The 15,410-nt window shown below is 43.3% G+C and carries 17 protein-coding genes; 9 read left to right on the top strand and 8 right to left on the bottom strand.

Features of this window, described 5'->3' with window-relative positions; all coding sequences use genetic code 11:
* Window positions 1-293: 293 nt before the first annotated feature.
* On the bottom strand, window positions 294-1,160 hold the full coding sequence (locus tag Q0393_RS00500) for an AraC family transcriptional regulator (RefSeq protein WP_298977103.1): 867 nt from the start codon (window positions 1,158-1,160) through the stop codon (window positions 294-296).
* A gap of 227 nt (window positions 1,161-1,387) precedes the next feature.
* Entirely contained in the window at window positions 1,388-2,533 is a 1,146-nt protein-coding gene (locus tag Q0393_RS00495) for an iron-containing alcohol dehydrogenase (RefSeq protein WP_298977101.1), read from the bottom strand.
* 129 nt (window positions 2,534-2,662) lie between these two features.
* Between Q0393_RS00495 and Q0393_RS00490 the strand changes: the two genes are divergently transcribed.
* The 9 genes from Q0393_RS00490 (at window position 2,663) to Q0393_RS00460 (ending at window position 8,920) form a co-directional block, all read left to right on the top strand.
* Window positions 2,663-2,845 carry a hypothetical protein gene (locus tag Q0393_RS00490; RefSeq protein WP_298977099.1) on the top strand — a complete coding sequence of 61 codons (183 nt, stop codon included), beginning with the start codon at window positions 2,663-2,665 and terminating at the stop codon, window positions 2,843-2,845.
* Window positions 2,818-2,925: a hypothetical protein gene (locus tag Q0393_RS10725; protein WP_297941588.1), complete on the top strand. Its 108-nt coding sequence runs from the start codon at window positions 2,818-2,820 to the stop codon at window positions 2,923-2,925. Before Q0393_RS00490 ends, Q0393_RS10725 begins: the two co-directional genes overlap by 28 nt.
* Window positions 2,913-3,536, top strand: a complete 624-nt coding sequence (locus Q0393_RS00485; protein WP_298977097.1) for a helix-turn-helix domain-containing protein — start codon at window positions 2,913-2,915, stop codon at window positions 3,534-3,536. Before Q0393_RS10725 ends, Q0393_RS00485 begins: the two co-directional genes overlap by 13 nt.
* A 552-nt stretch (window positions 3,537-4,088) precedes the next feature.
* Window positions 4,089-4,256, top strand: coding sequence for a hypothetical protein (locus Q0393_RS00480; protein ID WP_295150707.1), 168 nt, complete (start codon window positions 4,089-4,091; stop codon window positions 4,254-4,256).
* A gap of 9 nt (window positions 4,257-4,265) precedes the next feature.
* On the top strand, window positions 4,266-5,003 hold the full coding sequence (locus tag Q0393_RS00475) for a disulfide bond formation protein B (RefSeq protein ID WP_295150708.1): 738 nt from the start codon (window positions 4,266-4,268) through the stop codon (window positions 5,001-5,003).
* An 8-nt stretch (window positions 5,004-5,011) separates the two neighbouring features.
* Entirely contained in the window at window positions 5,012-5,899 is an 888-nt protein-coding gene (locus Q0393_RS00470; RefSeq protein WP_298977094.1) for a hypothetical protein, read from the top strand.
* Between the two features lie 154 nt (window positions 5,900-6,053).
* Entirely contained in the window at window positions 6,054-7,049 is a 996-nt protein-coding gene (locus Q0393_RS00465; protein WP_298977092.1) for an SMEK domain-containing protein, read from the top strand.
* The gene (locus tag Q0393_RS10720; protein WP_366806612.1) at window positions 7,033-7,266 is read left to right on the top strand and encodes an ABC-three component system middle component 6; all 234 of its coding nucleotides are present in this window, start codon (window positions 7,033-7,035) and stop codon (window positions 7,264-7,266) included. The genes Q0393_RS00465 and Q0393_RS10720 overlap by 17 nt, the downstream gene beginning before the upstream one ends.
* Window positions 7,238-8,920, top strand: a complete 1,683-nt coding sequence (locus Q0393_RS00460; protein ID WP_298977090.1) for a DUF2326 domain-containing protein — start codon at window positions 7,238-7,240, stop codon at window positions 8,918-8,920. Before Q0393_RS10720 ends, Q0393_RS00460 begins: the two co-directional genes overlap by 29 nt.
* Window positions 8,921-8,960: 40 nt before the next feature.
* On the opposite strand, the gene nrfD is transcribed toward Q0393_RS00460, so the two are convergent.
* The 6 genes from nrfD to Q0393_RS00430 all read right to left on the bottom strand — a co-directional run bounded on the left by nrfD (window position 8,961) and on the right by Q0393_RS00430 (window position 15,272).
* Window positions 8,961-9,848: an NrfD/PsrC family molybdoenzyme membrane anchor subunit gene (gene nrfD, locus Q0393_RS00455; RefSeq protein ID WP_298977088.1), complete on the bottom strand. Its 888-nt coding sequence runs from the start codon at window positions 9,846-9,848 to the stop codon at window positions 8,961-8,963.
* A gap of 2 nt (window positions 9,849-9,850) precedes the next feature.
* Window positions 9,851-10,498 carry a molecular chaperone gene (locus Q0393_RS00450; RefSeq protein ID WP_298977087.1) on the bottom strand — a complete coding sequence of 216 codons (648 nt, stop codon included), beginning with the start codon at window positions 10,496-10,498 and terminating at the stop codon, window positions 9,851-9,853.
* A 10-nt stretch (window positions 10,499-10,508) separates the two neighbouring features.
* Window positions 10,509-11,060: a 4Fe-4S dicluster domain-containing protein gene (locus Q0393_RS00445; protein ID WP_298977086.1), complete on the bottom strand. Its 552-nt coding sequence runs from the start codon at window positions 11,058-11,060 to the stop codon at window positions 10,509-10,511.
* Between the two features lie 273 nt (window positions 11,061-11,333).
* Window positions 11,334-13,628 (bottom strand): molybdopterin-dependent oxidoreductase, encoded by a 2,295-nt coding sequence (locus Q0393_RS00440; protein WP_298977085.1) that lies wholly within the window; start codon window positions 13,626-13,628, stop codon window positions 11,334-11,336.
* A 22-nt stretch (window positions 13,629-13,650) separates the two neighbouring features.
* Window positions 13,651-14,547 carry a hypothetical protein gene (locus Q0393_RS00435; protein WP_298977083.1) on the bottom strand — a complete coding sequence of 299 codons (897 nt, stop codon included), beginning with the start codon at window positions 14,545-14,547 and terminating at the stop codon, window positions 13,651-13,653.
* Between the two features lie 11 nt (window positions 14,548-14,558).
* Entirely contained in the window at window positions 14,559-15,272 is a 714-nt protein-coding gene (locus tag Q0393_RS00430) for a disulfide bond formation protein B (protein ID WP_298977081.1), read from the bottom strand.
* Window positions 15,273-15,410: the final 138 nt, after the last annotated feature.

Raw genomic sequence — 15,410 nt, 5'->3', positions numbered from 1 at the left:
ACCTGATACACGCCGTAGCCTAAAATCGGCATTTTGTTGCCGTCGTTTAAGATTAAATACTGCATTTTTACTCCTTGTAATTTTGATTTTTAAACTGAAATGATTATAACAGTTTTAGAAAATAGGCGGTAGAACGATCCTGCAAAATCATTGCCTATTTCTGCAAATTTTATAAAAAATGCAAAATTTAGATCAAAATTTGTAGTTATGGTGGGTCAAAAATGTAAATTTAGATAAAAGAAGCTTGGGAGATAAAATCAACAAGAGGAGCAGCAGGCCTGCCCGTACTAAATTTAAGCGCCCGTTATGGCTAAGACGTGCGCCTTAGAAGGCATGCCAAACATCCTGGAGTACTCTCTATTAAACTGCGAAGGGCTCGCGTAACCGACGGCAAATGCGGCCTCTGCGGCGTCTAAATTTTGATTTAATAAGAGTTTTTTTGCCTCTTCGAGACGGATCTTTTTTTGAAATTGAAGCGGACTAAGCGTCGTGATACGCTTGAAGTTATGATATAGCGACGATGCGCTGATACCGAGCTTTTTGGCTAAATTTTCGATATTTATCGCCTCGGTGTAGTTTGATTTTATCTCTTTGGCAGCGCGCGTAACGCGGTTTTCTATGGTTTCTAGCATTGCGTATTGGCGTAGGAAATCGCCGTTTTCGCCCTTTAAGAGTATGTATAAAATTTCCTTTATCGCGAGCTTTGCTAAAAATTTAGCATCGTTTGGACGCTCTAGCAAACGGATAAATTTAAATACGGCTTCAAGCAGCTCATCGTCTACCGCCCCAAGAGCTAGCCCTGCAAACTCGCCCTTTTTGCTCTCGGTGCCGCCTATACTCTCGATCACGCCCAAGATATCTTCTAGCTCAAAGTTGATCTTTATGGCTAGATACGGGCAGCCTTTGATCTTCGCAACGGCTGGGATATGCGTAGCGGCTAGCAGATAGCGCTGCTCGTCGTACTCGTAAAAATCATTACCGACTTTGGCTAGTTTTGAGCCTTTAAAAACCATGCAAAGCGCCGGTTCGTAAACGCCGGTTAAAAACTCGGTCGGCACGCTTGCTCGGTAGACAAATAGCTCCTTTATATCGCTTTGTATCTTGCCGTCTGAGCTAAATTTAGCGTCCAAATACTTACAAATTTCATCTATCTTGCTCATTGTGCCTCCTTGATTTTTTGAATTTTAGCAAAATTTATAAAATAGCAAGCTGCGAATATCCACCGGCCCGCTTTCTCAAATTTAGCAAGTAAATAGGCAAAGTCGGCTAGCCAAATATTTAAAAGAGCTCAATCCAAAATGATAAATTCTGACGGTTTAACGACCGTCCGAAAATCAAAAGTCAAAGCAAGAGGCTAAAGCCATAAACCAATTTACTCCATTTAAATTTATCTTGCCAGCTCAAGAATTTTAGCGATATTTTCGCGGCTGTAAAGCTCCGCCATATTCCACGCTTTGGCGTTTGTCGCGGCTACGTCTATGACCTCATTTAGCACCTTGCCTTCGATGCCAAGCTGCGCGAGGCTAGTAGGCGTACCAATCTTATCAAACCACGCTTTAAGTGCCAGGGTGCCTTCATCTGCGCTTTTAAGGCCGAAAATTTCACGAGCAAAACGCTCAAACGCGCTTAAATTCCTATCCTTATACCACCTCATCCACGCAGGCATTACCACGCTAAGACCGGCTCCGTGCGCGCAGTCCACGACTGCACTCATCGCGTGCTCGATCATATGATTCGGATAGCCGAAGCCGCCCACGCCCACGTAGGTTAGCCCATTTAGCGCCATAGTCGCAGCCCACGCAAACTCGGCGCGCGCGTCGTAATCGCTCGGATCTGCGAGCAGAGCTTCAGTCGTGCGTATGACGGTTTTGATATTGGCTTCGATATAGGCTCGTACGATATCCGGATGGACGCTAGCGGTAAAATACCCCTCGATGCTGTGCGCGATGATGTCGCTCGCGCTATATACGAGATACTCGCGGCTGACGGTTGCTTGCAGCTGCGGGTTTATGACCGAGACCTTCGGGTATAGACACGGCGCGCTGATTGCGTATTTTTGCTTGGTCTGCTCCTTAGTTACCACGCCGCCGCAGTTCATCTCCGAGCCTGTCGCGGCAAGGGTGATGATGTCAAAAATTTTAAGCGCGGCGCTCGGACTTTTGCCGATGAAAAAATCCCACACGTCTCCCTCGTAGCAGGCGCCTGCGGCTACGGCTTTTGCGGAATCCAGCACGCTTCCGCCACCCACAGCAAGCACGCTATCGGCGCCGAATTCTTTAGCGAGCTTGATCGCTTCGTTTACCTTGCTTAGCACGGGATTTGATTTTATGCCGCCAAGCTGCGTAAATTCTATACCGCTTGCCTTTAAGCTGCTCTCCACGACGCCCATCAGACCGCTCTTTCGCACGCGCTCGCTGCCGTATAGTACGAGAGCTTTTTTCGCGCCCGATTCCTTCATATACTGCCCGATATGCTCCTCTTTACCCTTGCCAAATTCTATCCTCACGGGGTTGCAAAAACTAAAATTTGTCATCTTATCTCCTTGAAATAAAGTTGGTCAAATTATAGCCTTTTTTAAAATTTTGCGGTAGCACGATACTGTAAATTCCTTGCCTAATCGTGCAAATTTAAGTATAACCTGCGTAAATTTAAAGGAGCTTAGATGAACAAAGCAGATAAAATTTTAAAAGACGCCGCAAAGATCACCGGCGAGCTGTATCTCGCCTATGGATACGTTCAGACGCCTATAGAAACGCTAGATTCTACCGTCAAAGAAAGCCCGGACTTCACGCGACGATCTATGAGCCCAGCGCGTGCTTGTGTCTGCGCGGCGGCAAAATGGTAGAATTTAGCGGCAAGCAGTATCGCTACGACACGCAAAAATTCCTACTTTGCGCAAACGGCCTGCCGCTTTGGGGCGAGTAGAGCACTACCCGCTTCTATCGGTAAGCATTAAATTTCAAAGCGAGGACATTCTTGAAGCGCTAAAGGTGATAGAGAGGCAGAGCCGCGCGGGCAGACTTGAAAGCAGCCTATACTTCGGCGATATGAGCTACGAGATCGCGGACGCCGTTTCTAGGCTCATCTCTTTGCTACGGCGGGAGCCTGCGAGCCTAAAGCACCTCGGGCGGCTAGCGATAAAAGAAATTTTATACACGCTGATCTTGAGCGGCGCCGGGGGATTTCTCAGCCGCTTCGTTATGCAGGGCACGACGGAAAACTCCATCGCGCGCGCAATGAGGGAAATTAAAAGCCGCTTCAAAGAGCCGATCAACATGCGCGAGTTGGCGGCCGAGCTCGGCATTAGTCCGTCGTCGTTTTACCATAATTTCAAAAAAATTACCGCGCTAAGCCCACTTGATTTTCAAAAGCGCATTAGACTGCAGGAAGCTAGATATATCTTGCAAAATAGCGATAGCACGGCTTCTCAAGCGGCCTTTGACGTCGGATACGAAAGCCTGTCGCAATTCAGTAGGGAGTACGCGAGGATATTCGGCATGCCGCCTAAAGCTCACGCGCAGAGGCTTCGAGGCTAAGAAGCAGGTAAAATTAAAACAGTCGGCTTGGATGAGCTTCGGCAATCTTAAAAATTTTATGTCGAGCGTAAGCCGAAATAACTACGCAATAAAGTAGCATCCGCGACAGAAACAAACGCCTGGTAGAAAAATAGGCACGTCATAAGAGGGGTAACCAAGACACAAGAGAATAGTTGCGTGCAGTATGGCTAACACGCTGTAAGGGGGTATCACACTACAAGAAAGCGCGCCTATACCGTAACGATAACTGCCCCCACTCGCTTGCTGCTACGCTAAAAGTCATTGCCCATCTTGTTGCTAAATTTTATAATTTCAATCGTGTGGCGTTTTATCACGCGACCCGCATAGGCAAAATCAAGTCAATCGAAACTTTTTAAATAAATTTAAATCAAGCTAAAATAGAAAAAATTTTCTTAAAAATAGCTATTTTAGTATCATAAAATTTCATAAAAAATTTATTTACACTGATAAAAACACAATTTTTAATATGCGTCTAATAAGCAAAATAGTAATATTTTTACGATATTAAATTTCAGTAAGAAAGGAGAAAATATGGAATTTTTAATGGTTCTGATGTTTCTCGTCGCGGGCCTTTTGTTGTGGTTTAGACCTGAGAAAAAGCGCGCAGTTATGGGCTTTGGTATCGCGGGTATCGCTATACTCGTCATCATGATGGCGTGGGTGAATAAATTTGCCGTCGTGCCTATGGGAAATTTTTAGGAGCGAGTAATGGAAAATCAAAATTTCGCGAACGGCTCCGAAAATTTGCCGAGCTGGGGCGAAGATGAAAAGCGATTTTTCAATCTTTTCGCCCTCGCGGCACTCGCTCTCATCGCTTTGCCCGTAGGTATCGCATGCCTTGTTTTGGGCTTTGGTATGGGCGATAGTCCCTGCATCATGTGCTGGCACGAGAGATTTTGCATGGTAGCGATCTCATTCGTGGCTTTGCTGATCGTTAGATACGGATTTGCTGTCAAATACCTAGCCGTAATCCTCTTTTTAGCATGCCTTGGGCTATACGACGGCTTTTTGCATTACAGCCTAGACGGCACGGGCGGAGGATACCTCGACATAAAGCAGGGCTTCGGGCTCGAAATTTTAGGCGCGCACACGCAGTTTTGGGTCGTAGTGGTGCATTTTTGCGTCATTATATTTTTGGGCGTGATTTTGCTGCTAGGCAAAAACGTAGGTAAAATAATGCAAAAAAGCGAAGAGGGCGCATACGGCGCGGTTTTACCCAAATTTGCGCTAGGCAAAGTTGCAGTTGCGGTCTTTGCGATCATTATGGCTTTTAACTGCGTGCAGGCCTTTATCACCGCAGGCCCGCCGCCCTATCTAGCCTCCGCGACGCCTTCGCGCATGAGCATCGATCCGTCAAAGTGGTTTTGGGAGCTTGATCACTGGGAAGAAACCGAAATTGATTTTCGCGAAAGCTGGAATCCAAAACTACCGAATTTACCGAAGTGAGGCTGAAGATGAAAAGATTTCTAAATTTAACCCTATTGTGCGCCACACTGGCGTTTGGCGGTGAGTTTAATCTAAATCCTGCGGATGGCGCAGTGACAAATTTAACGCCTCTACGCAAAAGCGGCGAGATAACGCTAAATTTAAACAACAATAATCCCGTCACGGGGCTTGACTACGACGCGGCGAGCGGAAGCTTCTTGCTCGGCACGCTAAAATTCGAGCTCTACGAAATGGACGGCGAGCTAAAAACCGTAAAAAGCTATCTACGAAGCACGCCCGATTGGATAATGCAGATGGAAGAAACTGTCGCGGCGAGTTTTTTTAAAGGCTCGGTAGGGCTCATGAGCTATAATAAAACCTATGAGTTTTTCAAGCCTGCACCGAACCAAAGCAAAGAGGAAGCAAACAAAGCGTGGCGCTATCTGCACGACGGATACGAAAATTTCACGCTCGACTTCAAGGACCGCTACTCCACCGTGCGCGCTAAGCAGCAGTTCATCCTTTCGTGGGATCACTCGGATTTCTACGGCGAGTTTTTCGTCGCTAGCGTACCCGACGACATCAAAGCAAGCTGGAGCGTAGCGAGCTTTAGCGATGCCGACAATCTGCTCTCGAGCGAGTTCGTGCCGAGCTTCGATGAGGCTCTCGGCGTAAAGGACGGCAGGGATATAAACGACTACTATATCACGGGTATGGATGCGAGCGGCGAGTTTGTTTATCTACTCTCGAAGCAATACTCAAGCATCCTAAAGCTTGATCCGCGCAGCAGAAAGATCGTGGAGATTTATAGCTTTGAAGGCGCGAGCGATGCCCATGCGATCGCTATCAAAGAGGGTAAATTCTACGTCGCGTCCAGAGAAGGCGGCGTGAATAAAATTTTTATTTTCCAGAGGTGAAATTTAAGCCGTCTTTGGCGGCTTTATACATTAAAATAAAGAATTTTATACAACAATACCACTTTATAACAATGAAGGTTATATTTTGTATATTTCTTATTCTTTACAATATTTTTAGTCAAAATTCTATATAATGAAAATGCAAAGGAGCAATATGAATCGAGAAAATTTGATAAAAAGTATAAATCAAGGTATTGCTTTAACTAGATATCAAATAGAACAAAGACAGGTTTTAAATGATTACTCTCTGAATATATATTCCGAAAATCTCTACAGAGATATGCTAAACGTTATATATGGATATGATCTTGAAAATGCCAATGCCGACAATAAAAATGCAGAGTATATTGACCTAGTAGATGATAAAAATAAAATTTTTATCCAAGTTACTTCGACAAAAATAAAAGCAAAAATAGATAATACTCTTAAAATTTTAGAAACAAAACCGGATTTTAAAATCAAAATCTTATATTTGTTAGACAAACCTAGTCTGCGTGATAGTAGTTTTGATGAATGGAGAAACAAATATAGTATAGATGTTGAAAAATGTCTAATAGATACAAAAGACTTATTAAAAGATATCAACAATCTAGAGCAAACAAAACTGGAAAAAACTTATAATTTTTTTGATACCCAAATTTTAAAAAACTATACAACAGAGATGGTTTTAAATTTAGTAATCAAGCATATCTTAAGGCAATACCGAAAAAGAGATATCAATTTTTTAGATGATTTTAACAATGCGAAAGAAGTCGGTAAAAAACTAGAGATAAATCATCTCAACGAAAGAATAAGTGTTGAAATTAGGCGCGGATTAGATTATAGAGATAGCATAGAAAAGCTCAATGACGATATAACAATGTCTGATTTGCAGGACTTTATAGTACATGAAATATATAGGGTGATATTGTTAAAACATATCAAAGGGGTAAATACTAATGTTGGCAACATAGAAATAAAAGGTGTCGATGAACTACACTATGATTTTTATAATTCTTTAGACTTTAATAAAATATTTATCGAGCTATATAATGAGATTACAAGCTACTTTGATGTAAAAGATTTTAATGAAACAAACATAACTCGGATAATTATTAGTTATTTCTTTGAAATTTGTGATATAGGTGCAAAAAATGATAATGCCGACTAAAATAGTTAAACCAGTTGATTCAATAATTAGCATATCTGCATATATACTTAAAATTTTAAAAAATGGCAGTATTAATACAGACGATCTACTTAGAGAGCTAAATGGAGTTTACTTTAAAGAAATTACTATTGAAAAAATGCTTTTGTGTATAGATTTTTTATTTATAATCGGCAAAATAAGGAGCGATAATGATATTATTGAGCTTAATTTGCGATAATCCAAGATTTAAAGCTTTAAAATTTAATAAAGATCTAAACATAGTAGTAGGAAAACAGCTAAACCACGATCAAAAAGATACAGTAAATGGCATAGGCAAAAGCTTGTCATTAGAAATGCTTCACTATATGCTAAATGCAACAGTTTCGCAAAAAATGAAAGATTTTTTAAAAGACTATGGAAAATTTAGTTTAAGTTTTATACATGGTAATAAAAACTATACGGTAGAGAAAAAATTTGGAGAGAATAAGTGGAATATAAATGATAAGAAATACAATCAAAAAACTTATGCAACCGAACTAAATAACATTTTTAGTCAAACAATAAAATCTAATAAAATTTCTTTTAGACAGGTATTTAATTGTTTTGCCAGAAGAAGCGGATATTATGATACGTTAAGACAGCAAGGCATGGATATAAATGATTACAATCAAAGACTTGTTAATCTTTTTTTGTTGGGTATGGATATAAAGTTGCAAGAGGAAAATTACAAGCTAAAAAATGCACTAAAGAGTTTAAATGACGCCAAGACAGAACTAGAAAAATATGAAAAACAAGCACCAAAAAGAAATATCAAAGATATAGAGGATGAGATACTAAGTACGCAGGAGAATTTAAATCGATTTATTGTAGCTAAAAACTATAATGAATTAAAAGAGCGTGCAAATTCTTTGACTGGAAATTTAAATAATATTAGAAATGAAATTTATAAACTCCAAACAAATATGGCGATAAAAGAGACAAATTTACTCACGTCCGAAAATATAAGTATAGACCTAGAAGAGATAAAAAATATCTATGATGAAGCTAAAATATTTTTTGAAGATAAAGTTTTTAAAAGGCTCAATGAAGCTCAAGCCTTTCATAATCAATTAGCGAAAAGTAGAAAAGATAGAATCTCGGCAGAAATAGATGAGATACGTCAAAGGCTAAAAGAGCTAGAACACGATAGAGATATGATAGGGGATCAAAGAGACCAACTTTTAAAAGACCTAAAAAATAGCGGTGCATTAGAAGAGCGGGATGTATTGAAAGACAGGATATTGACGCTAGAAAAAGAAAAAAAAGACTTAGAAATTTATAGCGTAACTTTAGAGAATTTTCAAAAAGATAAGACCAATATCGACTATAAAATAGCAGAAATCAAAAAGGATACAATTAAATATATAGAGGACAATAAGCTTAAGCTTGATGCTATAGAAAACAAATTTAGAGATATCGTTAAAAAATTTTATAACAACAACGGAGGCTCTCTTAAAATCACAATGACTCAAAATGCAAAAAATTTGTTTAATATAGATGTGGAAATTCCTAAAGACGGTTCTTTATCTATCGGAAATGTGAAGACCTTTTGTTATGACATGTTGCTTTATACATTAAATCCTAATATCTTAGGTTTTTTAGCACATGATGGCGAGCTATTTTCAGAAATGGACAAAAGGCAAAAAGCCACCATATTCAAGATCATATTAGACGAGGTTAGAGATAACAATTTGCAGTATTTTGTAAATATAGGAGATACTTCATTTAATGAGATATTAAATGACGATACAGGTATATTAAATGATGAAGATAAAAAATTCATAGAATCAAAAGTAATACTCCAAATTAGCGAAGATCAAAACACTTGGCTATTTGGTCAAAAATTTAACTAGCATATTTTAAGGTAAAGCAATAAAGCTTTACCTTAATGACCTAAAATATATAGACCGCGCCGAGCACGATAAACGCTCTTAGGCAAAATCCGCCCACAAGCACGCCGTATTCGTTATAAACACAGCTTTTTACCTCCTCGCCGCTGTGCGCGCAGATGCTACCGTCCGCATTCACGCTGCAGCTGCGAAGCATAAATTTGCTTCCGCCGAGCAGCGGCATAGTAAGCCCAAACACAACAAAGCCTATCCAAAACATCGGTGCAAGCGAGCCGCTGACTATCTTAGTTACGCTAGCCATACCCGCAGCCTCGCTTCTTACGCTAGCAAATAGCGCTAGTACCGCAACGATCTCAAGTGCGACTAATACGACGTGAAATTTATGCGCGCAGTGGCTTAGCCTGTGCCCTGCATTTAGCGTAGCGGCGGCATTTGCACTAAGCCCCGTGGAGATCGCGGAGATCGTAAATAAAATCGGCAGCCATACGCTAGCCCAAAGCGGGATCGCCTTTACGACGTAAAGCAGTAGCCCCGTATATCCCATCACTCCAAGCGCCAAAATAGCTCCGAGCGTGAGCATCATATCGCAAATTTTACCGTTCTTTTTGATCTGCAAAAGCACTAAAACGCTAACCACGATGAAAAACGTAAGTAGATACGTACCTATGCTCATCATCGATACCGGACGCGTGTAGAGCTGTAAAATTTTAAGAGGATTTATCGCAGCGCTCGGCGCCAAGTCAAATAGCAAAAGCGCCGTTCCCGCTATCACCGCAACGGGCGCTAGCAGGAAGCCGAATTTATAAAACCTCTCGTTTAAAGAGCCCAAAAAGCCCTTGTAAGCCAAAGCCGAGCACAAAAACGCCCCGGCGCCTAAACCGCCTAAAAATAGATAGATGACTATGAGCCATCCCCAAGTCGTCTGTACCATTGTCATTCCTTTAAATTTTTAAAAATTTCAGGATCTTTTAGCGCACTTTTCAGCGCATCCATCTCGCTATTTAAGTAGAGATTTAAAAAGCTCCCGAAACTCTTCCAAACGTCTAAATTTGCGTGCTCGTCGCAACGAGCGGTAAATTTGTAAAACCACTGCGACGGATGAGCGGCGATAAATTCCGCCTTTTTACGCAAAAATTCGTTAAATTTAGCCTCATCCTCCGCTTTTAGCGCGCTAAAACTTAAAAAATAAAGATATTGCAACTCGTACCCGATGAAATCGTCGGGAAATTTATCAAGCTGCGCATCCTCGAGTTTTAGCCCAGAGCTCTCGTAAAAGCTTCGCACCTGCATCGTCTTTGCCCCGAACATCGTTTGATAGTCGAAATACACCGACTCGTAAGGCTCGGCTTTGGGGCGCTTAGGACCTACGAAGAGCCTATTGAATTCGTAGCGAATTTCATCAATTAAGCTTGGCTCGCTTTTGCATTCGGCAAATTCGAGGATAAATTTATGCTCTTTAAGCTTAGGCGCAAAATCCTGCGTCAAATTTAAAAGCTCGTCCAAATTTTCACCGGTAAGAGGCAGCAAAAATACCTGCCTCAAAAAGTCCTCGACGCAAAGGCTCTGCTTTAAATTACGCATCTTTTTATCCTTAGTGGATAAACTCGTTGAGCTTCATGCGAGGATAGAAGCGGATATTCGGCTTCGTAAAAAAGCGCTTAAAGCCCGGCATCTCTTTCTCCATCCCCGCGCTATCGCTCACGCCCGCGTCGACTAGCTTTAGCACGTCGCAAGGACAGCCCGCTACGCACGCAGGCTCCTCGCCGCGCTCGAGCTTCTCGGCGCAGAGATTGCACTTTTGCGCTTTGCCATCTTTGCCTTTGGTTATCGATCCGTAAGGACAGGCTACGATGCAGTATCCGCAGCCGATGCATTTATCGTGCAGCGGCTGAACGATGCCGTTTTCGAGTTTAATGTAAGCTCCCACGGGACAAACATCCATACACGCAGGCTCTTCACAATGATGGCACGAATGCGAGATGAAAATTTCCTTTTCGATCTCGTCTTCATGGATGAGCACCATATCGACGTGGCGCCAGTTGATGTCGGGATCTTGGTTATGATAGACCTGACATGAAATTTCACACGCCTTACAACCTATGCAAAAGTTGTAATCAAATAAAAATCCTTGTTTTCGTTTCATTTTTTCTTCCTTTACTTCTCGGGCGAACAAAGTCGCCCTACGAGCGGAAGCGCAAGCGCTTCCTGCACCCGCCTAGAGCACGACACGACTTTCGGTCGCGTCGTATTTTCTTGCTTTTAAGCTCCGTATCGCCTAAAATTTAAACATTAATCGCGAAGTATTGCGCGACTTAGACTAGGCGGTTTTTGGAATTTCAAGCGGAGCGCACTAAAGCGTGCGTGAGCATTGAAATTTTAAAACCAACGACGTATAAGTCCGCAAGACAAGCGCACCTCAACCTTGCATCTGCTGCGCAGCTTTTTTTACTTCACAAAAGCTTGCAGTATAGGTCGATCCGTTACCCAAATCGCTCACTCCGTCCGAGCAAAGGATGTTTGCTCCCGTGCGAGATTTGGTGACTTTAACCCAGATATTATTCCATGCATAAACGATTCCAGGCTGCATCTGATTAGACTCAACCGCCGTAAATACCGCCGTGCCCTTTTCATTCGTGGCCTCAACCGTATCGCCCTCTTTGATACCGCGCGCCAGCATATCCTCGCGCGTCATAAATAGCTCGGCGTTACCCTTTACGATGACGCGTTTTAGGATGTAAGGCATATTGCCCCAGTTTGAGTTGTCCTGAAGCTGCGTGCCCGGCGTCATAAAATAAAGCGGATACTTTTTCAGATAATCTTTGCCGAAATTTTTATGCCTTTCGTAGTAATCCCAATCGTCGTCAAGATCGATCACCGGATGATAGCCTGCGTCCTTGAAAGCTTCGGAGTAAAGCTCGCACTTGCCGCTTTTAGTGCCGAATACCAGCTTGTCCTTCGGCGCATAAGGGTAGTAAGGGAACTGATCTTTCATCGTCTCAGGCGTTCTAAACGGCTTGATCCAGCCTACGCTTTTTAGTTTTTCGTAGGTGATGTTTTGCTTTTTGGCAAATTCCGTATCCAAAAACCGCCTGCAAACCGTCTCGCTATCCCAATCGAAGCACTCCTCGGTATATCCCATCGCCTTGGCTAGAGCGTTAAAAAATTCCAAATTCGTCTTGGCTTCGCCCAGCGGCTTGACGCTTTGGGCGTTGTAGCAGACGTAGCCCGAAATTTGATCGTTTTGAATGTCCTCACTCTCCATAAAAGTAACGCCCGGCAATACGTAGTCAGCGTAATCGCAGGTGTCGGTATCGTAAGGATCGATGACTACCAAGAAAAAATCGTCGTCCATCACGCGTTTTTTGATTAAATTCGTATTCGGCGCCGTTACCATCAAATTTGAGTTATAGTTGATACAGGCTCGAATTACCGTATTTATCGGCTTGCCTAGATAGGTCGGATTTTCCTTTTGGATACCTTTACCAAATTCTATATAGCTTATTTGCTGGCGCTCTATCTTTTTGCCTTCCGCGTCTTTCGGCGAAAGATCTGGCATGCAGTTATCGAAGTTAAAGCAGCCCTTTACGTGCACGTAAGCCCAGAATAATCCGCCGCCAAGTTTTGTAAGGCAACCCGTAAGTACCGGCAAGAAAGTAACCGCTCGCACGAGCCTTGCGCCGTTAAAGTGCCTTTGCCCGCCGTCGCCGTGCATAATGGCAGGCGCTTTGGCGTGGGCGTATTCTCGCGCAAAGACTTTGATCTGATCGACGCTTGCTCCGCACATTTCAGATAGTTCGCCATAAGTGTAGAGTGAGCACTCATGTACTAGATCTTCAAAGCCGGTTGTATATTTTTCTACGAATTCATGATCATATAGATCTTCTTCTATCAAAAATTTGCAGACCGCTAGACAAAATGCCGGATCGCTTGAAGGCTTTAGCTGGATAAACATATCGGCCTGGTTTGCGAGCGGAATTCTGATCGTATTTATGACGATGATCTTGCCGCCTCGCTTTTTGACGCGGTGGGCAAATCTAATCCAGTGCACCGCCGTGTAGGCTTCGTTTGAGCCCCAGCTGATATACATATCGCTCTCATCGACTTCTAGCGCGTCTTTTGAAAAATCCGTGCCGATGACGCTCGGCGTACCCGCATAGCGCGGCCAGTCGCATGGATTACGCACAAGCCTCGTAGCGCCGTATTTTTCAAAGAAATTTCCCGGCGCGATCGTCTTTGAGATATGCCCCTCGTTGCCCGAATAGACAAATTCCGTCAGCGCCTCGCCACCGTATTTTGCCTTGATCTCGGTAAGCTTCGCGGCTATCTCTTTTAGCGCTTGATCCCAGCTGATGCGCTCCCATTTAACCTCACACTTTTTACCGACGCGCTTCATTGGATACATTATGCGATCGGCGTTGTATAGATGCATTGCGTAAGTATGACCTTTGACGCAGACCGTGCCTTGCGTTAGAGGGTGCTTCGGATCGCCCTTGATTCTAACCATCTTACCGTCTTTGATCTCTGCGATCATCGAACAGGCGTCGCGGCAGTTTCTAGGACAGGTGAGATAGTGATACTCTACGCCCTGCTCGTTTTTATAGGATTTTGGTTTAAAATCCACCTCAAACTGCTCCATACCAAATAGGCTTGGAGAGGTTCCCGCCGTAGCTAGAGCCGCTCCCGCGCCTTTTAAGAAAGAACGTCTTTGCATCTCTTCTCCTTAAATGTGGGCTTTACTTCATATCGTATATGAAAACTTTATTTTCTTTGCCTTCGCGCGAAAAAACATAAAATTTGCCGTCCTTCACCGCAAGCGCCCTTGCGTTTGCCGCTCCGCTAAAGCTATATGCATCCTCAATCTTGTGAGTTTGCAAATTTAGCTTTAAAATGGTCGAGAAATTTTTACTCAAAAGATAAACTGCGTCAGGCTGAGCGTCTATGCCCGTGACATAGTATTCGCCTAGGCTCCTGCCCTCTTTTAGCTTTAAATTTGAGCCGATTTGCGGAATAAATTCCTCCAAAATCATCTTATCGTCGCCGTCAAATACCGCTATGCTCCAATAGTCCCTCACGTCGCTAGGTACGGACGCAACGATAAATTTATTCGCAGCCGCGTCGTAATCCCAGCCGAGGATATATTGCTGCTTCGCTCGAAGCGTGGAGAAGCGCCCTTTGTTGCTAAGATCGTTTAGCTTCCATTTATCCCAGCCCTCGCTCAAGTGCCTCCACTGGCTATTTTGTTCCTCTGCACTAAGCCCGTCCGTAGGCTCATAAAATACGAAAGTTTTATTAAAGCTTATCATGCCGAGCTCGTTTTTGTACCACGCAGCACCCACGGTCGCCTCCATCTCCATTATAAAGTGGCGATCGTGCTTGCCGTATCTAAGCGGCTTTAAATTTTCGTCCGCAACGTAAAATTCGTTATTTTTAGAAACCAGCGCGAACTGCTTTTTATCTGCGTCGTAGTCCGCTCCCGTAATCGGCGCGTCGTTTTGCAAGCTTAAACTCACTTCCGCACTCGGCGCGCCGAGCTCCTTCACGCCCTCGAGCGCGCCCGCTTTGCTATCGAGATTAAACTCAAACCCAAACGCCAGAGCCGCTAGCGCCGTAAAAATCATCAGCTTTTTCATCTTTTTGCTCCTTAGTTTGGCAGATCCGGAAGCTCCGGATTCCAATCGAATCTAAAATCAAGTGCACTTTGCCAGTGATCTTTTTCCCAAAACCATTTGGCGGGATCAAGACTTAGCCTAGCCGGCGTGCTAGAGCCCAGATACGGCGGCGGGCCTGAGACGATGAAGGCCTGTGCGCAATTTGCGGCGATGATGACGATGAAGATTAAATTTGCAATTTTGCCCAGAGGCAGATAGCGCAAAAACTCGCCGTATTCGCCGCCTGTGCTTTTTTGCATTATCTCGCCTAAATTTTTGCTGCATAAAAATATGACCGCCAAAAACGCGATTACGCAAAAATCTACGACGATGACCCAAAGCTGCGTGTGCGCACCTAAAATTTCAAGCCCGAAACCCTGCTTTATGTCGAGATAGCCGCCGAACGTCCCATCAAGGCTATAATGGATAAAGCCGTTGAACATCCCCCAACAAGCCATCAGTAAAAGCGCCGCGACGTAGCCGGGTCTTAGACCGTATCTAAGGATAAAAAGCGCGATAAGACTGATGGCTATCATCGTGATCCTCTCCGACCAGCACATCACGCACGGGCTATCTCCCATACCAAAGCCCAGTATCAAACAGGCTATGCCGACCGGGAGTGCCACGAGAGCGATGATGGCTAGCGACATTAGGTTAAAAAATCCTCGCTCGGCGGCGGGAATTTGATTTTGTTCTAAATTTTGCATATCGCCCTCCTAAAAGTTACCAATATTATTAAAGAAAAAATCGGCTAGCAGAACTAGCCGATTCATATTATAGCTGAATTATTTTGACAAGTTATAGAAAGATTTCAAACCACGGTATTCAGCAACTTCACCAAGTTG

This window comes from uncultured Campylobacter sp., from assembly GCF_938015785.1.
In the GTDB taxonomy this organism is placed as follows: domain Bacteria; phylum Campylobacterota; class Campylobacteria; order Campylobacterales; family Campylobacteraceae; genus Campylobacter_B.
The sequence above is the reverse complement of the archived record's forward strand: the minus strand, read 5'-3'. Positions and strand labels throughout refer to the sequence as shown.